18 protein-coding genes are annotated in these 18,518 nt (G+C 72.0%); 11 read left to right on the top strand and 7 right to left on the bottom strand.

Annotation, left to right across the window (positions count from 1 at the left end; translation table 11 throughout):
* Nucleotides 1–68: 68 nt before the first annotated feature.
* The 3 genes from R2E43_RS27725 (at nt 69) to R2E43_RS27735 (ending at nt 2,594) form a co-directional block, all read left to right on the top strand.
* Entirely contained in the window at nt 69–680 is a 612-nt protein-coding gene (locus R2E43_RS27725) for a carbon catabolit repression protein (protein WP_136208127.1), read from the top strand.
* Between the two features lie 54 nt (nt 681–734).
* Nucleotides 735–1,688 carry an ROK family glucokinase gene (locus R2E43_RS27730; protein ID WP_003976689.1) on the top strand — a complete coding sequence of 318 codons (954 nt, stop codon included), beginning with the start codon at nt 735–737 and terminating at the stop codon, nt 1,686–1,688.
* Between the two features lie 144 nt (nt 1,689–1,832).
* A complete protein-coding gene (locus tag R2E43_RS27735) occupies nt 1,833–2,594 on the top strand; it encodes an endonuclease/exonuclease/phosphatase family protein (protein ID WP_332056681.1) in 762 nt (253 codons plus the stop codon).
* A 24-nt stretch (nt 2,595–2,618) separates the two neighbouring features.
* Here the strand turns inward: R2E43_RS27735 and R2E43_RS27740 are convergent, their stop codons facing one another.
* Both R2E43_RS27740 and R2E43_RS27745 read right to left on the bottom strand, forming a co-directional pair.
* Complete coding sequence (locus tag R2E43_RS27740) at nt 2,619–3,236, bottom strand: hypothetical protein (protein WP_003976691.1); 618 nt, start codon at nt 3,234–3,236, stop codon at nt 2,619–2,621.
* Entirely contained in the window at nt 3,229–4,032 is an 804-nt protein-coding gene (locus R2E43_RS27745; RefSeq protein WP_003976692.1) for an alpha/beta hydrolase, read from the bottom strand. Before R2E43_RS27745 ends, R2E43_RS27740 begins: the two co-directional genes overlap by 8 nt.
* A gap of 150 nt (nt 4,033–4,182) precedes the next feature.
* Between R2E43_RS27745 and R2E43_RS27750 the strand changes: the two genes are divergently transcribed.
* From R2E43_RS27750 to R2E43_RS27770, 5 genes are all read left to right on the top strand, one after another.
* The gene (locus R2E43_RS27750) at nt 4,183–4,974 is read left to right on the top strand and encodes a lysophospholipid acyltransferase family protein (protein ID WP_003976693.1); all 792 of its coding nucleotides are present in this window, start codon (nt 4,183–4,185) and stop codon (nt 4,972–4,974) included.
* A 41-nt stretch (nt 4,975–5,015) separates the two neighbouring features.
* Nucleotides 5,016–6,257 (top strand): MacS family sensor histidine kinase, encoded by a 1,242-nt coding sequence (gene macS, locus R2E43_RS27755; protein ID WP_003976694.1) that lies wholly within the window; start codon nt 5,016–5,018, stop codon nt 6,255–6,257.
* Complete coding sequence (locus tag R2E43_RS27760; protein WP_332056682.1) at nt 6,250–6,972, top strand: response regulator; 723 nt, start codon at nt 6,250–6,252, stop codon at nt 6,970–6,972. The genes macS and R2E43_RS27760 overlap by 8 nt, the downstream gene beginning before the upstream one ends.
* A 51-nt stretch (nt 6,973–7,023) precedes the next feature.
* Nucleotides 7,024–8,052, top strand: coding sequence for a 6-phosphofructokinase (locus tag R2E43_RS27765; RefSeq protein WP_003976696.1), 1,029 nt, complete (start codon nt 7,024–7,026; stop codon nt 8,050–8,052).
* 83 nt (nt 8,053–8,135) lie between these two features.
* Complete coding sequence (locus R2E43_RS27770; RefSeq protein ID WP_003976697.1) at nt 8,136–9,131, top strand: 2-hydroxyacid dehydrogenase; 996 nt, start codon at nt 8,136–8,138, stop codon at nt 9,129–9,131.
* Here R2E43_RS27770 and R2E43_RS27775 read toward each other — a convergent pair.
* The 3 genes from R2E43_RS27775 to R2E43_RS27780 form a co-directional block, all read right to left on the bottom strand.
* Complete coding sequence (locus tag R2E43_RS27775; RefSeq protein ID WP_011028148.1) at nt 9,083–10,987, bottom strand: phenazine-specific anthranilate synthase component I; 1,905 nt, start codon at nt 10,985–10,987, stop codon at nt 9,083–9,085. The genes R2E43_RS27770 and R2E43_RS27775 overlap by 49 nt on opposite strands.
* A 106-nt stretch (nt 10,988–11,093) precedes the next feature.
* Nucleotides 11,094–11,192: a trp operon leader peptide gene (locus R2E43_RS39035; protein ID WP_078653289.1), complete on the bottom strand. Its 99-nt coding sequence runs from the start codon at nt 11,190–11,192 to the stop codon at nt 11,094–11,096.
* Nucleotides 11,193–11,262: 70 nt separating this feature from the next.
* The gene (locus tag R2E43_RS27780) at nt 11,263–14,094 is read right to left on the bottom strand and encodes an N-acetylmuramoyl-L-alanine amidase (protein WP_332056683.1); all 2,832 of its coding nucleotides are present in this window, start codon (nt 14,092–14,094) and stop codon (nt 11,263–11,265) included.
* Between the two features lie 349 nt (nt 14,095–14,443).
* Here R2E43_RS27780 and R2E43_RS27785 point away from each other — a divergent pair, with 349 nt between their 5' ends.
* Entirely contained in the window at nt 14,444–15,799 is a 1,356-nt protein-coding gene (locus R2E43_RS27785) for a class II 3-deoxy-7-phosphoheptulonate synthase (RefSeq protein WP_030869397.1), read from the top strand.
* A gap of 175 nt (nt 15,800–15,974) precedes the next feature.
* Nucleotides 15,975–16,208, top strand: a complete 234-nt coding sequence (locus tag R2E43_RS27790) for a (2Fe-2S)-binding protein (protein ID WP_030869393.1) — start codon at nt 15,975–15,977, stop codon at nt 16,206–16,208.
* A 16-nt stretch (nt 16,209–16,224) separates the two neighbouring features.
* On the opposite strand, the gene bfr is transcribed toward R2E43_RS27790, so the two are convergent.
* On the bottom strand, nt 16,225–16,728 hold the full coding sequence (bfr, locus tag R2E43_RS27795; RefSeq protein WP_003976703.1) for a bacterioferritin: 504 nt from the start codon (nt 16,726–16,728) through the stop codon (nt 16,225–16,227).
* 191 nt (nt 16,729–16,919) lie between these two features.
* On the opposite strand from bfr, the gene R2E43_RS27800 reads away from it, so the two are divergent.
* Complete coding sequence (locus R2E43_RS27800) at nt 16,920–17,567, top strand: sulfite oxidase-like oxidoreductase (RefSeq protein ID WP_003976704.1); 648 nt, start codon at nt 16,920–16,922, stop codon at nt 17,565–17,567.
* Between the two features lie 46 nt (nt 17,568–17,613).
* Here the strand turns inward: R2E43_RS27800 and R2E43_RS27805 are convergent, their stop codons facing one another.
* The gene (locus tag R2E43_RS27805) at nt 17,614–18,498 is read right to left on the bottom strand and encodes a deoxyribonuclease IV (protein WP_319128783.1); all 885 of its coding nucleotides are present in this window, start codon (nt 18,496–18,498) and stop codon (nt 17,614–17,616) included.
* Nucleotides 18,499–18,518 lie beyond the last annotated feature (20 nt).

Below are 18,518 nucleotides of genomic sequence, written 5' to 3' on the forward strand. Positions count from 1 at the left end.
CGCGGAGCCCCGGAGCGCGGGCCCGTTCGGGTAACGTCGTAAGGACGAACCGTAGTCAGGAGTCCGTCATGAGCGAAGAGCTCCCCCCGTCCGAGGCCCCCCGCCCCGACGAGGCCGACGCGGTCGACGAGACGCGAGCGACCGACGAGACGCGAGCGACCGGCGAGACGCGAGCGACCGGCGAGACGCGCGGGGCGGCACAGGAGCCGGGTGCGAGCGACGCCGACGCCTGGGCGACCGCGTGCGCCGAGGACCTGGAGGCCGAGAAGGCCCGCCGCCGGGCCGCGTACGGGCCTCCGCCCGGCTCGGCCGCCGAGGAGCTGCGCCGGCTCGTCGACACCGTCGCGGACAAGCTGTCCGGTCTCCAGTCCCCCCTGCTCGGCCAGGTCGCCGGACCCGCCGCCCAGCAGGTGGTCCGGCAGGTCGTCCAGCAGGCCAAGGCCGCCGTCGAACCGGTCATCGAGCGCAACCCGGACCTGTTCGACCACCTCGCCGCCGCCGGTGGTGAACTGCTCGCCGCCTACCGCTCCGCCGTCCAGAACCAGGAACGCCGCTGGACCACCGGGGACACCGCGCCCAAGGACCCGAGCGACCCACGTGACCTGGACGAACGCGGCACCGACGGCCGCGACGAGGGCGACGGAGGCACCGGCCCGGGGCAGCGCATCGACCTGGACTGAGTCCTGCCTCGGGTACGGTTGCCCTTAGCGGGGCTCGACCGAACTGAGGGATTCATGGGACTCACCATCGGCGTCGACATCGGCGGCACGAAGATCGCGGCCGGCGTGGTCGACGAGGAAGGCAACATCCTCTCGACCCACAAGGTGCCGACCCCCACCACACCCGAGGCCATCGTGGACGCCATCGCCTCCGCGGTCGAGGGCGCGCGAGTGGGGCACGAGATCGTCGCAGTGGGCATCGGCGCCGCCGGATACGTCAACCGCCAGCGCTCCACGGTCTACTTCGCGCCCAACATCGACTGGCGCCAGGAGCCGCTCAAGGAGAAGGTCGAGGCCCGCGTCGGCCTCCCGGTCGTCGTGGAGAACGACGCCAACGCCGCGGCCTGGGGCGAGTACAAGTTCGGCGGCGGCAAGGGCCACCGCAACGTCATCTGCATCACCCTGGGCACCGGCCTCGGCGGCGGCATCATCATCGGCAACAAGCTGCGCCGCGGCCACTTCGGCGTGGCCGCGGAGTTCGGCCACATCCGCATGGTGCCGGACGGCCTGCTGTGCGGCTGCGGCTCGCAGGGCTGCTGGGAGCAGTACGCGTCGGGGCGGGCGCTGGTGAGGTACGCCAAGCAGCGCGCCAACGCCACCCCCGAGCGCGCCGAGGTGCTGCTCGCCCTCGGCGACGGCACCCCCGACGGCATCGAGGGCAAGCACATCTCGGTCGCCGCCCGCCAGGGCTGCCCGGTCGCCGTCGACTCCTACCGGGAGCTGGCCCGCTGGGCCGGGGCCGGTCTCGCCGACCTGGCCTCGCTCTTCGACCCGTCCGCCTTCATCGTCGGCGGCGGCCTCTCGGACGAGGGCGACCTGGTCCTCGACCCGATCCGCAAGTCCTACAAGCGCTGGCTGGTCGGCGGCAACTGGCGCCCGGTCGCCGACGTGATCGCCGCCCAACTCGGCAACAAGGCCGGCCTGGTCGGCGCCGCCGACCTGGCGAGAGAACCCGACCCGATCATGTGACGATCACTTCCCGACTCCGGGAGCTGCGCTCACCCGAGGGGCGCGGGGAACTGCGCGACCAGCCACGACGAACCGGCAGTCGCCCAGGAACCCCGCGCCCCGACCCATGAGGCGCCTGATCATGCGTTCCCGTAAATTGACGGCATGGCAACATCCCTCCCGGCGCTCCCCAACTCCCGCACGGAACCCGACGGTTCCGCGGTCATCCGCGTCCTGAGCTACAACATCCGCTCACTGCGCGACGACACCGACGCCCTCGCCCGCGTCATCAAGGCCTGCGCGCCCGACCTGGTCCTCCTCCAGGAGGCCCCCCGCTTCTTCCGCTGGCGCAAGAAGATCACCCGGCTCGCCGCCGCCGGCGATCTGGTCCTGCTCTCCGGCGGCGGAACCGCCGCCGGCCCCGCGCTGCTCTGCTCCCTGCGGGCCACCGTGGAGCGCACCGAGGACGTGCTGCTCCCGCTCACCCCCGGCCGGCACCGCCGGGGCATGGCCGCCGCCGTGGTCCGGATCGGCGGCGCCCGCATCGGCGTACTCAGCTCCCACCTGTCCCTGGACGCGGACGAGCGCCACGAACAGGCCGGGCTGCTCCTCGACCACCTGGCCGCCCTCGGCGTGAAGCACGCCGTGGCGGGCGGCGACCTGAACGAGCGCCCCGGCGGCCGCACCTTCCGGCGGCTCGGCGAAGGGCTGCGCGACTGCTGGACCGCCGCGCCCTGGGGCGGCGAGTACACCTTCCCCGCGACCGCCCCGGACCGCCGGATCGACGCGGTCTTCGTCACCGAGGGCATCGAGGTGCTGGGCTGCGGAGTGCCGTCGGGACTGGCCGGGGTGGCCGAGGACGACCTGAGGGCGGCCACGGACCACCTTCCGGTCCTGACCGCCCTCCGCGTACCCGCGACCGCCTGACCCGGGGTCCGGCCGGCCACCCGGCTACACCACCGCGCCCCGCCCCGGATCGTCGTCGTCCTCGTCGCCCGTCCGCATCCGCACGACCAGGGTGGCGAAGCCGCCGAGGAAACCGCCGATGCTCAGGGTCGTCAGCCACCAGGTCATGTCCCAGCCGAGCACCACCGCCAGCAGGAGCAGCACCGGGCCGCCGAGCACGCCCAGCCAGGCGAACTTCGAGGTGGGATCGGTCTCGGGCAGCGGCGGCGGCTCGGGCGGCACGAAGTGGCCCTCGTCGTCCGCGTCGAAGTCGTCGTCGGACGGCTCTGCGGGCGCGTGGTCGCGGGGGCCGACGCCGGGGGCGAACGCGACGGAACTCCCCAGCGGCCGGTCCGAGGAGGGCCGGTCCGCCGAGGGCTTCTCGTCGTTCACCTCGGGTTCGAGCAGCGCCAGGTCCTCGACCGACTTGAACGGCTTGGCGCCCGGCGGGTCCGGGGGCTCCTCCCCGTACCCGGCGACGATCGAGGCCCAGGCGGCGTCCTCGTCGAACGGCGCGTCCTGCGCCTCGGGCCCGCCGTCCGCCGCGCGCTCCCGTCCCTCGCGGTGCTCCCGCTCCAGGTCCCGCTCCTCGCGGTCCTCGCGGTCGGAGTCGTGCTCAGCCACCTGCGGCCGTCCCTTCCTTGCCGAGACCGGACTCCGGTTCCCCGACGGAACCGGGCGCGAGCCGGCCGATGAACGCGACGCTCTCAGCGAAGATCCGGTCCGCATCGTGGTCCAACGTCGCCACGTGGTAGCTCTGTTCCAGCAGGATCTCCGTCACGTCCGTCGACGACACCCGGCCCAGGATCCGCGCCGAGTCGGCCGGCGGCACCACGTGGTCCTGCGGACTGCGCAGCAGCAGCAGCGGCTGGGTCACCTGCGGCAGGTCGCCGTCGGCCAGCCGGAAGAAGGCGCGCAGCGAGTGCGCCGAGTGCAGCGGCACCCGGTCGTACCCCAGCTCCGTGCTGAGCGGCTTGGCGATGTCGCTGGCGATGCCCTTCGTCGCGGGCACCAGGTGGCGCAGGACCGGAAGGGCGTGCTGGGCGACGCCGTGCATCTTGTTCGCCGGGTTGACGACGACGACGCCCGACACCGCGTCCCCGTGCTTGGCGGCCAGCCGCAGTGCCAGCGCGCCGCCCATGGACAGACCGGCCACGAAGACGCGCTCGCAGCGCTCGCGCAGGGCACGCAGCTCGCGGTCCACCTCCGCGTACCAGTCCTGCCAGCCGGTGACCTGCATGTCCTGCCAGCGCGTGCCGTGCCCGGGCAGCAGCGGCAGCGACACGGTCAGGCCGCGCGCGGCAAGGTACCGGGCCCAGGGGCGCAGCGACTGCGGGGAACCGGTGAAACCGTGACAGAGGAGGACGCCGACGTCACCGCCCTCGTGGCGGAACGGCTCGGCTCCGGGCAGGACCGACACGTCTCGGTCTCCTGTCGTCAGGGGTACTCGCGGGTCTTTCACCGTACGCGACCGCACGGACACCGACCAGGGCCGTCGGGGCCATTGACGGTGTCCCGGGATAAGGTCTGACCCACGGACACGGGAGGCACTGGGTTGTTGTACGGCGCGATGAAGGTCACCGTCGGGGGGTCGCTGAAGCTCGCCTTCCGGCCCTGGGTGGAGGGCCTGGAGCACATCCCGGCCGACGGACCCGCCATCCTGGCGAGCAACCACCTGTCGTTCTCCGACTCGTTCTTCCTGCCGGCCGTCCTCGACCGCAAGGTGACCTTCATCGCCAAGGCCGAGTACTTCAACACCCCCGGGGTCAAGGGCCGGCTGACCGCCGCCTTCTTCAAGGGCGTGGGCCAGCTCCCGGTGGACCGCTCCGGCGCGCGCGGTGCGGGGGAGGCCGCCATCAAGAGCGGCATAGAGGTCCTGGAGCGCGGCGAGCTGTTCGGGATCTACCCCGAGGGCACCCGCTCCCCGGACGGGCGCCTCTACCGCGGCAAGCCGGGCGGGCTGGCCCGCGTGGCCCTCGCCACCGGGGCGCCCGTCGTCCCGGTCGCCATGATCGACACCGAGAAGATCCAGCCGCCCGGCCAGGTGATGCCGAAGCTGATGCGGCCCGGCATCCGCATCGGCAAGCCGCTGGACTTCTCCCGCTACCAGGGCATGGAGCACGACCGCTTCGTACTCCGCGCGGTGACCGACGAGGTCATGTACGAGATCATGAAGCTCTCCGGCCAGGAGTACGTCGACATGTACGCGACCGCCATGAAGCGGCAGCTCGCGGAGGCGGCGAAGGCCGAGAAGGCGGCGAAGGCCGAGAAGGCGGCGAAGGCCGAGAAGGCGGCCAAGAACGACAAGGCGGCCAAGAACGACAAGGCGGCGAAGGCCGGGACGGACCGGGCCGGCACGTAGTTCGGACGGCACCGGACACGGGGGCCCGGGGAGGGGGGGACATGGCCAGGCGCGAGAGAGTCATGAGGATGTCGGTCGAGCAGCCGCTGTGGCGCGCGCTCGCCGGCTACCGCGTGCTCACCATGCTGTACGCGATCGGCTTCTTCGCCACCGCCTACTCCGGCTTCGCCCGCCCCTGGCTCGCCGTCGCCTACTACGCGGTCCTCTTCGTGTGGACCCTGGCCACCCTCCCCAAGCTCGCCAACGCGGCGAGCTGCACCAAGCGCTTCCTCACCGCCGACCTCACCATCGCGCTGGCCGGCATCCTGCTCACACCCTTCGCCGACGCCCACCAACGCGTCGCGGACGGCGGCCCGACCCTGCCGTCGATATGGACCGCCGGGTCCGTGCTGGCCTTCGCCGTCAAGGGCGGCTGGCGCTGGGCGGCCGTCGCCTCCACCCTCGTCGCCGTCGCCAACCTCGTCGAACGCGGCACCCCGGCCCGCGACACCGTCCACAACGTCATCCTCGTCTGGGTCGCCTCCATCGCCATCGGCTACGTCGTCGAGGTCGCCCGCGCCTCCGAGCGCACCCTCGCCCGCGCCCTGGAGATCGAGGCGGCGACCAGGGAACGCGAGCGGCTGGCCCGGGACATCCACGACAGCGTCCTCCAGGTGCTGGCGATGGTGCAGCGCCGGGGCGCCGTCATCGGCGGCGAGGCGGCCGAGCTGGGCCGGCTGGCCGGTGAGCAGGAGGTGGCCCTGCGCACCCTGGTCTCCGGCGGCCTGGTGCCCGTCTCCCGGGTCTCCGAGGACGCCGCCGACGGCGCGCTCGTACGGGTGGTCGAGGAACGGGAGGGGACGGACCCGGACGGTCCCGTCGACCTGCGTGCCCTGCTCGCCCCGTACGCCGGCTCCCTGGTGAACCTCGCCGATCCGGGCGCCCCGGTCCTCCTGGCTCCGGGTGCCGCGCGGGAACTGGCCGCCGCCGTGGGCGCCGCGCTGGACAATGTCCGCGAGCACGTCGGCGAGCGGGCCCGCGCCTGGATCCTGGTCGAGGACGAACCGGACGAGGTGATCGTCACCGTCCGCGACGAGGGGCCGGGCATCCCGCCGGGGCGGCTCGCCGAGGCCGAGGGCGAGGGACGGCTCGGCGTGGCCCTGTCGATCCGCGGGCGGCTGCGCGACCTCGGCGGCACGGCCGAGCTGATCTCGGTGCCCGGACAGGGCACGGAGGTCGAACTGAAGGCACCGAAGAAGAACGCCGGTACCACCGCGCGGGGGAAGGCAGCGGACCATGAGTGAACGACACGACCCCGAACGACACGACCCCGAGCGGCGGGACCCCGGCCGCCGGGACCCGATCAAGGTCATGGTGGTCGACGACCACCCGATGTGGCGCGACGCGGTCGCCCGGGACCTCGCCGAGTCCGGCTTCGACGTGGTCGCCACCGCGAGCGACGGCGACCAGGCGGTGCGCCGCGCCCGGGCCGCCGCCCCCGACGTCCTCGTCCTCGACCTCAACCTGCCCGGCAGGCCGGGCGTCCAGGTCTGCAAGGAGGCCGTCGGCACCGACCCGAAGCTGCGCGTGCTCGTGCTCTCGGCGAGCGGGGAGCACGCCGACGTACTGGAGGCGGTCAAGTCCGGCGCGACCGGATACCTGCTGAAGTCCGCCTCCACCGAGGAACTGAGGGACGCGGTGCGCCGCACGGCCGCGGGCGACCCGGTCTTCACCCCCGGGCTCGCCGGGCTGGTCCTCGGGGAGTACCGCCGCCTGGCCTCCGAACCGGCCCCCGCCGCGGGCTCCGACGACCCCGGCGCGCCCCGGCTCACCGACCGGGAGACCGAGGTGCTGCGCCTGGTCGCCAAGGGCCTGAGCTACAAGCAGATCGCCGAACGCCTCGTCATCTCCCACCGCACCGTGCAGAACCACGTCCAGAACACCCTCGGCAAGCTCCAGCTGCACAACCGGGTGGAGCTGGTGCGGTACGCGATCGAACGGGGTCTGGACGACGCCTGACCCACGCGGGACATTGGCCTCAACCACCCACCCTGGCAAAGGGGTTGTGCGATGAAGGTCGGAGTACTGACCGGAGGCGGCGACTGCCCCGGGCTCAACGCCGTCATCCGGGCCGTCGTCCGCAAGGGCGTCCAGGAGTACGGCTACGACTTCACCGGTTTCCGGGACGGCTGGCGCGGCCCCCTGGAGGGCGACACCGTCCCGCTCGACATCCCGGCCGTCCGCGGCATCCTGCCCCGCGGCGGCACCGTCCTCGGCTCCTCCCGCACCAACCCGCTCAAGCAGCGGGACGGCATCCGGCGCATCAAGGACAACCTCGCCGCACTCGGCGTCGAGGCCCTCATCACCATCGGCGGCGAGGACACCCTCGGCGTCGCCACCCGCCTCGCCGACGAGTACGGCGTGCCCTGCGTCGGCGTCCCCAAGACCATCGACAACGACCTGTCCGCCACCGACTACACCTTCGGTTTCGACACCGCCGTCGGCATCGCCACCGAGGCCATCGACCGGCTGCACACCACCGCCGAGTCCCACATGCGCGTCCTGGTCGTCGAGGTCATGGGCCGGCACGCCGGCTGGATCGCCCTCCACTCGGGCCTGGCCGGCGGCGCCAACGTCATCCTCATCCCCGAGCAGCGCTTCGACGTCGAGCAGGTGTGCTCCTGGGTGACCTCCCGGTTCCGGGCCTCCTACGCCCCGATCGTGGTCGTCGCCGAGGGCGCGATGCCGCGCGACGGCGACATGGTGCTCAAGGACGAGTCGCTGGACTCCTACGGGCACGTCCGGCTGTCCGGGGTCGGCGAATGGCTGGCCAAGCAGATCGAGAAGCGCACCGGCAACGAGGCCCGCACCACCGTCCTCGGCCACGTCCAGCGCGGCGGCACGCCCAGCGCCTTCGACCGCTGGCTCGCCACCCGCTTCGGACTGCACGCCGTCGACTGCGTGCACGACGGGGACTTCGGCAAGATGGTCGCCCTGCGCGGCACGGACATCGTCCGCGTCCCGATCGCCGAGGCCACGGCCCGGCTGAAGACCGTCGACCCGGCGCTGTACGAGGAGGTCGGCGTGTTCTTCGGCTGACGTCCGGCGGAACGGCCGCTGACCGGCGACGGCGGTCCGAGGGCCGTATATTCGGCCCGGAGCCCACCACGACGGGAGCGGTCATGGAGATCCTTGCCTTCGGCGTCCAGGCCGACGAGAAGCCCCTGATCGAGCGGGCCTTCCGCGACCACGAGGACGTCCGCTGCCTGGACGTCTTCCTCAACGAGGACACCGCCCCCATCGCGGCCGGCCACGAGATCGTCTCCACGTCCGTCAACGCCGACCTCGGCGCGGCCGTTCTGGAGATCCTCGCGGCCGGCGGCACCCGGATGGTGGCCCAGCGCTCCACCGGCTTCAACAACGTCGACCTGGACACCGCCGACCGGCTCGGCATGACCGTCGCCCGGGTGTCGTACTACTCGCCCCACTCGGTCGCCGAGTTCGCCTGGGCCCTCGCCATGGCCGTCAACCGGCGGATCGTGCGCGCCTCCATCCGCACCCGCGACTTCGACTTCCGGCTCGACGGACTGATGGGCCGGGACCTGCACGGCCGCACCGCCGGCGTCCTCGGCACCGGCAAGATCGGCGAGGCCTTCGCCCGGATCGCCCACGGCTTCGGCATGCGGCTGCTCGGCTGGGACGTCGCCGAGAACCCGGCCTGCGCCGAACTGGGCATGCGCTACGTCGCCAAGGACGAGCTGCTGGCCCGCTCCGACCTGATCACCCTGCACGTCCCGCTGATGGCCGAGACCCGGCACCTGATCGACGCGACCGCCCTGAAGGCGATGCGCGACGACGCCATCCTGATCAATTCCAGCCGCGGCGGCCTGATCGACACCGCGGCCCTCGTCGGCGAACTGCGCGCGGGCCGCTTCGCCGGCGTCGGCCTGGACGTGTACGAGGCGGAGGCGGGCCTGTTCTTCCTCGACAAGTCCCTGGAGGCCGTCGAGGACGACACCCTGGCCCGCCTCGTCACCTTCCCGAACGTCCTGGTCACCTCGCACCAGGCCTACTACACCGAGGACGCCGTCGGCCAGATCGTCGGCACGACGGTGCGCAACGTCCTCGACTACCGGGAGGGCCGCCGCTCGGAGAACGTGCTCGTACCGCGCAGCTGACCGGCCAGCTCCCGCACGATCGCGGTGCCGTTCAGGGTCAGCACCGACTCGGGGTGGAACTGGACGCCCGCGAAGCCGCCGCCCCGCAGCGCGTGCACCTCGCCGGCCGCCGAGCGGCTCACCTCGATGCCGCGGGCGGCCAGCTCCCGGGCCGTTCCGTCGTCGCAGCGCGCGGTGAAGCTGTTGTAGAAGCCGACCGTCTCCGGCCGCCCGAACAGGTCGATCTCCGTCTGCGCCCCCTGGTACGGCACCTCCTTGCGGACGATGTCCAGCCCCAGCTCCGCCGCGATCAGCTCGTGCCCGAGGCAGACGCCGAGGACGCCGTGCCGGTTCGCCCCGAGCACCTCGGCGGTCAGGGACCGCAGGAAGCGCATCTTCGGGTCGGCCGGGTCGGAGGGGTCACCGGGACCCGGCCCCAGCACCACCGGACCGCCCTGGTGCCCGAGCACCGCCTCGCGCAGCCCCGGTTCGTCGTACCGCCGTACGCTCACCGCGAGCCCCGAGGAGCGCAGCACGTGCGCGAGCATCGCCGTGAAGGTGTCCTCCGCGTCGACGACCAGGGCGTGCCCGGACAGCTCGGCCGACGGCTCCTGCATCCGCAGCCAGAACGGGGCCAAGGAGGCGCGGCGCCCGTCCAGCGCGGCCCGCACCCGGGGGTCGTCGGCCAGCCGCGGACGCCCGGCCTCCGTACGCGGCCGGGACGGGCGTACGCCCAGCGCCGCCAGCACGCCGGCCGCCTTGGCGTGGGTCTCCGCGACCTCGCCCGCCGGGTCCGAGCCGCGCACCAGCGTGGCGCCGACCGGCACCCGCAGCCGCCCGGCCGCGTCGATGTCGGCGGTGCGGATCAGGATGGGGGAGTCCAGGGTCTGGGGGCCCGGCTGCCCCGGCCCGTCACCCGGGTCCCGGCCCAGCAGCGCGAGCGCGCCCGCGTAGTAGCCCCGCCCGCCGGTCTCGTGCCGCTCGATGACCCGGCAGGCGTTCTGCACCGGCGAGCCGGTGACCGTCGCCGCGAACATGGTCTCCCGCAGCACCTCCCGCGCGTCCAGGGACGACTTCCCGCGCAGCTCGTACTCGGTGTGCGCGAGGTGCGCCATCTCCTTGAGCCGCGGGCCGACCACCACCCCGCCCATGTCGCCGACCGTGCACATCATCTTCAGTTCCTCGTCGACGACCATCGACAGCTCCTCGATCTCCTTGCCGTCGGCCAGGAAGTCGAGCAGGTGCTCGGGCGTCGGCCCCTCGGCGGGGTAGCGGTACGTGCCGCTGATCGGGTTCATGACGACCGTGCCCCCGGACATCCGCACGTGCACCTCCGGGCTGGCCCCCACCAGCGTGCGGTCCCCGGTGTGCACGACGAACGTCCAGTACGCGCCCCGTTCGCCCGCCAGGAGCCGCCGGAACAGGGCCAGGGCGTCGGCCCGCCCGAACCCGGGGATCCGCCCCTCGTACGTCCGCCGGATCACGAAGTTGGCGCCCTCGCCGCGGCCGATCTCCTCGTCGAGCACCCGGCCGACGATCCGCGCGTACTCCTCGTCGCCGACGTCGAAGCCGCCGCCCTCGACCCTCACCTCGTGCGCGGGCAGCTGCGCCAACGCCTCGCCGAGCGGGATGTCGTGGCGCTCCTCGGGGGTGAGCACCAGCAGGGGGGTGCCGTCGTCGCGGACGTCGAAGCCGCGCTCGCGGATCTGCCGGAAGGGGACGAGCGCCAGCCCCTCGTCGGGCAGGTCGGCGAGTCTGCCGTGCTCCGTGACCGGGCCGAGGAGCAGTTCCACGACGTCGTGGTCGCGGCCGGGCGCGCGGCGGCGCAGCAGGGCGAAGGGTCGGGTGCCGGTCAGCAGGCTGTCGAGCGGTGTCATGGGTCCGTGTCCTTCTCGGTTCGTCGGTGAGGAGGAACGGACCCGGGCTCGAAAACACCGAAGGCCGCCCCTCGGGCGGCCTTCGCGAGTCTTGAGTCGCGCGCAGTCAGTGGGCCGCCGGGTGAGCGGTCCACCACCAGTTCCGGGTCGAGTGCGCGAACATGCCGCCGACCCTAGCGCATGCGCGCGCGGCGCCGCGGCACATCCCGCGATGCGGGACGGCCGCGACGCCGCGGACGGTGCGCCGGATCGCCGGTGGATCACCGGCGGACGCCTCAGATGATCAGGCCGTACGTGTTCCAGCCGGTGCCGATCGTGGTGCGGCGCTCGAACGGCGCCGAGGCGCTGCCGGTGCCCTTGTAGAAATAGAGCACGCCGTTCTTGTCACGGCCGACGAGGTCGGGCCTGCCGTCCCGGTTCAGGTCGCTGGGGCCGCGCAGCACGTTGTAGGTGTTCCAGCCGCTGCCGATGCTGGTGCGGCGCTCGTACGGGGACGCCGCGTTGGCCTTGCCCTTGTAGAGCCACAGGACACCGTTCTTGTCGCGGGCGACGAGGTCGGGCCTGCCGTCGCCGGTGAGGTCGCCGGTGTCGGTCAGCGCGGTGTACGTGTTCCAGCCGCTGCCGATGGCGGACTTGGTCCGGAAGGGGGCGGAGGCGTTGCCGGTGCCCTGGTAGAGCCAGAGCCCGCCGCTCTTGTCGCGGGCGATCAGGTCCGGCTTTCCGTCACCCGTGATGTCCCGGGCGCCGGTGATCACGTCGTAGACGGACCAGCCGCCGCCGACCCTGGTGCGGCGCTCGAACGGCGCGGACGGGTTGCCGCTGCCCTTGTAGTACCAGAGCACACCGCTCTTGTCGCGGGCCACCATGTCGCCGGTGCCGTCGGCGCGCAGCGCCGTCAGCGTCGTTATCGCGTTGTAGGTGTCCCAGCCGCCGCCGACGCGGAAGCGGCCGAAGAACGGCGAGGAGGCGCTGCCGGTGCCCTGGTACTGCCACAGCACGCCCGACGCGTCCCGGCCGAGGAGGTTGTACCGGTCGGTGCCGGGGTCGGGCGCGGTGCCCTTGACCAGCTGGACGTCGGCCGTGCGGACGTAGCCGATGCGGTGGTTGAAGCGGATCGGGTAGTACGAGGTGTCGCCCACGACCACCGTGCGCGAACCCTCGCCCGAACCGTCGATGTTGCCGCTGTTGTAGTAGGAGCCCTTCATGGCGCCGCCGGCCAGGGCGTACTTCTGCCCGGCGAGGACGCCGTACTTCGTCAGCGACTCGTTGTTCCTGCTCTGGACCGGCACTCCGGTGCCGGCGTACGCGCCGTCCTCGGGGTAGGCGCGTCCGTACACCGGGACCGAGCTGGCTCCCGCCTTGGCCGTGACCACGTCCGGGGTGCCGACGGCGGTGGCGAAGCCGCCGTTCCGGTTGGAGAACCAGGCCTTCTTGCCGCCGTACCAGATGGCCGTCCAGTCCCGCCGTGCCTCGGCGACCACGTACTCGCCGCCGGCCAGGACCTTGTTGCCCCAGTTCCAGCCCTCGGTCCAGGTCTGGCTGCCCAGGTACGGGTCGGTGAGCGTGGCCGAGCCGGTGGACGGAGAGGTGTAGAGGTAGGTGAAGTTCGCGGGCTGCGCGGGGACCGAGGAGCCCCCGTTGGTGATCTTCGGCTGGTTCGCCGTGGTGAACGGCGGGACGACGCGGATCACCTGCCCCGTCTTGTACGGGCCGCCCGCGCCACCGGCGCCGGTGGGCGCGCCCAGCAGGCCCATGTAGTGGTTCCAGTCCCAGAAGGGGCCCGGGTCCCAGTGCTGGGACTTCACGTTGCCGTCCAGGACGCCCGGGACCTCGTCGTGGCCCAGGATGTGCTCACGGTCCAGCGGGATGTCGTACTTGCCGGCCAGGTACTTCACCAGCGCGGCCGAGGACTCGTACTGCGGCTCGGTGTACCAGCTGCCGTCCTTGATCGCGTAGCCCTCGTGCTCGATGCCGATCGAGTGCATGTTGAGGGTCTTGTTGGCCGCGTGCCAGGCCTCGTTCTTCGTCTCGACCATCTGGGTGACCAGACCGTCGGAGGCGCGGATCAGGTAGTGGGCGCTGGCGTACGACAGGGAGTTCTGGAAGACGCCGAGCGCGCTGCTGTAGCTGCCCTCGGTGTCGTGGATCACGATCGAGGTGATCTCGTGGCCGGCCGTGGGGCGGCTCGCGACGTTGTAGTTGCCCCAGTCGTCGATGCCGCCGTTCTGCTTGTAGGCGGCGGGACGGAAGTCGCAGTTCAGGCCGGACGGGCACTCGGGGGCCGGGGCGGCGGAGGCCGCGGCCAGCTCCAGGTCCGTCGTCTTCTTCGGCTTCACCGCCGGGTCGGCCGGCAGGGTGAGGGCCTGGCCGTCCACGGTGACGCGCTGCTCACCGGTCTTGATCGACTCGAACACGCGCTGCGCGAAGAGCTGCGCGCCCTTGGTGTCCGGGGCCTGGCTGGCGCGGGCCACGGCCGGGTACCACGCGCCGGGGTCCTCGGGCAGCGAGCCGGTGGCGTCCTTCTGGTACTGGGCCAGCAGAGCGGCGCCCGCCCGGATGCTCTCGCCGGTGTCGCTCTGCACCTTCTCGGTGGAGGCGTCGATGAGGCCGGCCGCCTCGTCCAGGGTGTGCAGCCGCGGGTCGTCGGTGTCGACGGGCTTCTCGTCGAGGCTCTCGAGCGCCTTGTCGGCGTCGAAGTGCTTCTCGACGACCGGGTCGCCGCTGCGGTTCATGTGCTCGAGCCGGTGCTCGCGCTCCTCGGCGGCGCCGTCGTTCTCCAGGCTGTCCGCGTCGACGTCCGTGAGCCCCATGACGTTGTACGCGCCGGTGGTGCTCGGCAGCCCGTCGTGGTCCTCCCAGCGCGTCTGCCGGTACGAGACCGCCATCAGCACGCTCTGCGGAACGTCGAACTCCTCGGCGGCCTGCTCGAACTCGCTCTGCAGCCGGGCCCCGGCAGGCGCGGCCGCGGCCTGGTCGGCGTCCAGGCCGAGGAGGCCCGGCGAGGCCAGGGCCAGGGTGCCCGTCGTGGCGGCCACGACCACCGCCGAGGCGACGCCGTAGACGAGCAGTCTCTTCTTGTTGCGGTTTCTTCGGTGCTCCGCGCTCAAAACCCCACCCCGGTGTGCGCTCGATATGAATATGTCCGCGAGTCGGCTGTGACGCGAACTCGGAAGGCGGGTGAGGTTACCAAGCCGGTCGAGGCGGCCCGCGCCGGGGGTGCGTCTCGCTTGTCGTGCCAGGCGAGAAGCCGTGTCGCGGAGCACCGACGCGTCGTCGGTCCCGTCGTGCTCCCCGCTCGTGCGGGGATGGCCCGAAGCTCACGACACTGCTGCAGACGGGCGCGGTTTGCTCCCCGCACGCACGGGGCTGACGGGCGTACCCCGCCGACGGGGTACGCCCGTCTCACGGACTGGGCGTGGTAATGGACGCTCCGGCCGACCGCGTACTGTTGAGCGCGTGACCGTGAACGCTGATTCCCGAAGCGTCGCCGCTCAGGCGACATGGCGAAGCCTGCCCGCGGCGCAGCAGCCCGAGTACCCGGATGCCGAGGCTCTGCGCGATGTGATCGCCGAGCTCGAATCGTATCCGCCGCTCGTGTTCGCCGGAGAGTGCGACCAGTTGCGTGCCCGCATGGCCGCGGTCGCCCGGGGGGAGGCGTTCGTCCTCCAGGGCGGCGACTGCGCCGAGTCGTTCGACGCCGTGTCCGCCGAACACATCAGGGCGAAGCTCAAGACCCTCCTCCAGATGGGCGCCGTCCTCACCTACGCCGCGTCCGTGCCCGTGGTGAAGGTCGGCCGGATCGCCGGGCAGTACTCCAAGCCCCGCTCCAAGCCGACCGAGACCCGCGACGGCGTGACGCTGCCGACCTACCGCGGCGACTCCGTCAACGGCTTCGACTTCACCGAGGCGGCCCGGATCCCGGACCCCGAGCGGCTCAAGCGCATGTACCACGCCTCGGCGTCCACGCTGAACCTGGTGCGCGCCTTCACCACCGGCGGCTACGCCGACCTGCGCCAGGTGCACGCCTGGAACCAGGACTTCGTGAAGTCGTCCCCCTCCGGCCAGCGCTACGAGCAGCTCGCCCGGGAGATCGACAACGCGCTGAACTTCATGCGGGCCTGCGGCACGGACCCGGCCGAGTTCCAGACCGTCGAGTTCTTCTCCTCGCACGAGGCGCTGCTGCTCGACTACGAGTCGGCCCTCACCCGCGTCGACTCGCGCACCGGGCAGCTGTACGACGTCTCCGGCCACATGGTGTGGATCGGTGAGCGCACCCGGCAGCTGGACCACGCGCACATCGAGTTCGCCTCGCGGATCCGCAACCCGATCGGCATCAAGCTCGGCCCGTCCACCACGGCCGAGGAGGCGCTGCAGTACATCGAGCGGCTGGACCCGGAGCGCGAGCCCGGGCGGCTGACCTTCATCGTCCGGATGGGCGCGGACAAGATCCGCGACAAGCTCCCGGAGCTGGTGGAGAAGGTCACCGCCTCCGGCGCCACCGTCGCCTGGATCACCGACCCGATGCACGGCAACACCTACGAGGCGGCCTCCGGTCACAAGACCCGCCGCTTCGACGACGTGCTCGACGAGGTCAAGGGCTTCTTCGAGGTGCACAAGTCGCTCGGCACCCACCCGGGCGGCATCCACGTGGAACTGACCGGCGACGACGTCACCGAGTGCGTGGGCGGCGGCGACGAGATCTTCGTGGACGACCTGCACCAGCGCTACGAGACGGCCTGCGACCCGCGGCTCAACCGCAGCCAGTCGCTCGACCTGGCGTTCCTGGTGGCGGAGATGTACCGGGACCAGTGACGGTCCGACCCCGCGGGCATGATCGCGGGGCGGTGAAATGGGGCGCGGGTCACACGGGATCCGCGCCCCTCGCACTTTTGCCGACCTTGCGCCATGGGTAAGGTTAGGTTTGCCTCACCGACCAGTCGGGCCCTCCGGTCGTCGGTACGGCACGACCTTGTACCCCGCCCGGGAGGTGAACCGCGTGTTCGTCTGCAGCTGCTTCGGTGTCACCGAGGAACAGGTGAAGAGCCACGCGGAGGCCGGTGCGTGCACGCCCCGGCAGATCGCCTCCGCCTGCAAGGCGGGCACCGACTGCGGCGGCTGCGTACGCCGCATCCAGGCCCTGCTCGGGCGCGGCGCCTGCCCCCGCCGGCAGCTGGCCGACCAGGGCGCCCCGGTCCTCGCGGAGCTTCCCGAGGCGGCCTAGCCCCGTATGTCCGGCTCTAGAGGGAGCCCGGTCCCGACGGGTCCGGCTGGGTCTGCTCGATGACCGTCGACAGGTACAGCGACTCGCCCAGCTTCTCGATCAGGTCGAGCTGGGTCTCCAGGTAGTCGATGTGGTGCTCCTCGTCGGCGAGGATCGCCTCGAAGACGTTGGCCGACGTGATGTCGTGCTTGGCCCGCATCACCTCGATGCCCCGGCGCAGCCGGTCGATCGCCTCCAGCTCGACCTCCCGGTCGGCCTGGAACATCTCGGTCACGCTCTGGCCGACCCGCACGTGGAAGAGCCGCTGGTAGTTCGGCAGGCCGTCCAGGAGCAGGATGCGGTCGGTCAGCACCTCGGCGTGGCGCATCTCGTCGAAGGACTCCGCGCGCGTGTACTTCGCGAGCTTGGTCCAGCCCTTGTGGTCCTGCAGCTTCGCGTGCAGGAAGTACTGGTTGATGGCCGTGAGCTCGGCGGTCAGCTGCTCATTGAGGAACTCGATGACTTCCGGGTCGCCCTGCATCGCTTGACGCTCCTTCGAACGGGAACAGGCGTGTTGCGCGGCATGATTGCACCGGCGTCGAAGATCGTCCAGTAAGTCTAGACTTAGTGAGTAAGTGCAGGCTTAGTCGGTTTAGTCGGTATTGCGGGCTTTCGCCCGAATGTAAGTGGGGTGGGTCAGGGGCATCGGTCCGGGTCTGTCAGGATGGAGGCATGGGTCAGCCGGTGGAACACGGATCGGGAGAAGACGGTTCGCAAGGAGCGTCATGGTCCGAGCTCCCGCCCGGCCAGCGGCTGCAGCGCGGCTGGCCCGTCACGCACTACGGACCGGTTCCCAAGTTCCGCCCCGAGCGCTGGGAGTTCCGGGTCTTCGGCGCCACCACCGACGACGAGAAGCACGGCTGGACCCACGACGAGTTCGGCGCCCTGCCCTACACCACGGTCGTCGCCGACCTGCACTGCGTCACGAAGTTCAGCATGCTCGGCGCCGAGTGGGGCGGCGTCCCGGCCACCACGATCCTGGAGCTGGCCCCGCCCGCGCCCGCCGTCACCCACGTGATGGTGTGGGCCGAGTACGGCTTCAGCTCCAACCTCAGGCTGTCCGACTTCGCCGCCGAGCGCACCCTCTTCGCCACCCACAAGGACGGCGAGCTGCTCACCGCCGAGCACGGCTTCCCGGTGCGGCTGGTGGTGCCCCACCTGTACGCCTGGAAGGGCCCGAAGTGGGTGCGCGGCATCGAGTACATGACCGCCGACCGGCGCGGCTTCTGGGAGGAGCGCGGGTACCACAACATCGGCGACCCCTGGCGGGAGCAGCGCTACTCCTACCAGGAGGAGCCGGGGGACGGCCCCGAGCCGTGACCCGCCGTACGGCCCGCGCGGGTCAGCCGTCGCGGGCCCTCGCGGATCAGCCGTCGCGCAGCTTCTTCAGCCGCGCCACGTCCGCCGCGTGCCCCTCCTTGCCGCCGGGCGTCTCGATGACCAGCGGCACGCCGTCGGTCGCCGGGTGCGTCATCAGCGCGCGGAACGGATCCTCGCCGATGTGACCGGCGCCGATGTTCTCGTGCCGGTCCTTGTGCGCGCCGGCCACGTCCTTGGAGTCGTTGGCGTGGATCAGCCGCAGCCGGCCCTCGCCGACGGTGTCCACCAGCAGGTCGAGCGTCTGGTGCATGCCGGACGGTCCGGTCAGGTCGTGGCCGGCCGCGAAGATGTGGCAGGTGTCCAGGCACACGCCCAGCTTCGGGTGGGCGTCCAGCGCCTCGAAGTACGGCCCGAAGTCCCAGGTCCGCGAGCACAGGGAGGCGCCCTGCCCCGCCGTCGACTCCAGCAGCAGGTACGGGTCGTCGTCGTGGGTCAGCTCGTCGAGCAGCGGCAGCATGTGCTCGCGCACCTGCTTCAGCGCCACCGGCCTCTCCCGTCCGCCGGTCGCGCTCCCGGTGTGCACCACCACGCCGAGTGCCCCGATGGCGCGCCCGCGGCGCAGTGAGTGCCGCAGCGACTCGACCGACCGCTCCACGGTCGCCTCGGTGTGCGAGCCGAAGTTGATCAGGTACGGCGCGTGCACGTACGCCGGGACCGACCCGGCCGCGCAGGCCTCGCGGAAGGCCTCGTCCTGCTTCGGGTTGCCGGCCGGGGTGGCCCAGCCGCGCGGGTTGGCGACGAAGACCTGCACGGCCTCCGCCTTCAGCTCGCGGGCGTAGGACAGGCCGACGGAGTGCAGCCCGCCGGCCACGGGGACGTGGCCGCCGACGGGATTGCGCGGCAGGGAAGAGGAGGAGGATGCGGTGCTCATGTCGGCACCAAGGATGCCAG

It is taken from the genome of Streptomyces violaceoruber, from assembly GCF_033406955.1.
In the GTDB taxonomy this organism is placed as follows: domain Bacteria; phylum Actinomycetota; class Actinomycetes; order Streptomycetales; family Streptomycetaceae; genus Streptomyces; species Streptomyces violaceoruber.

Bases quoted from the DNA above. Each gene is read 5' to 3' on its own strand.
- R2E43_RS27735 (WP_332056681.1), top strand. From the start codon at position 1,833: ATGGCAACATCCCTCCCGGCGCTCCCCAACTCCCGCACGGAACCCGAC.
- R2E43_RS27730 (WP_003976689.1), top strand. From the start codon at position 735: ATGGGACTCACCATCGGCGTCGACATCGGCGGCACGAAGATCGCGGCC.
- macS (WP_003976694.1), top strand. From the start codon at position 5,016: ATGGCCAGGCGCGAGAGAGTCATGAGGATGTCGGTCGAGCAGCCGCTG.
- R2E43_RS27765 (WP_003976696.1), top strand. From the start codon at position 7,024: ATGAAGGTCGGAGTACTGACCGGAGGCGGCGACTGCCCCGGGCTCAAC.
- bfr (WP_003976703.1), bottom strand. From the start codon at position 16,728: ATGCAGGGCGACCCGGAAGTCATCGAGTTCCTCAATGAGCAGCTGACC.
- R2E43_RS39035 (WP_078653289.1), bottom strand. From the start codon at position 11,192: ATGTGCCGCGGCGCCGCGCGCGCATGCGCTAGGGTCGGCGGCATGTTC.
- R2E43_RS27770 (WP_003976697.1), top strand. From the start codon at position 8,136: ATGGAGATCCTTGCCTTCGGCGTCCAGGCCGACGAGAAGCCCCTGATC.
- R2E43_RS27760 (WP_332056682.1), top strand. From the start codon at position 6,250: ATGAGTGAACGACACGACCCCGAACGACACGACCCCGAGCGGCGGGAC.
- R2E43_RS27775 (WP_011028148.1), bottom strand. From the start codon at position 10,987: ATGACACCGCTCGACAGCCTGCTGACCGGCACCCGACCCTTCGCCCTG.
- R2E43_RS27805 (WP_319128783.1), bottom strand. From the start codon at position 18,498: ATGAGCACCGCATCCTCCTCCTCTTCCCTGCCGCGCAATCCCGTCGGC.
- R2E43_RS27750 (WP_003976693.1), top strand. From the start codon at position 4,183: ATGAAGGTCACCGTCGGGGGGTCGCTGAAGCTCGCCTTCCGGCCCTGG.
- R2E43_RS27725 (WP_136208127.1), top strand. From the start codon at position 69: ATGAGCGAAGAGCTCCCCCCGTCCGAGGCCCCCCGCCCCGACGAGGCC.
- R2E43_RS27800 (WP_003976704.1), top strand. From the start codon at position 16,920: ATGGGTCAGCCGGTGGAACACGGATCGGGAGAAGACGGTTCGCAAGGA.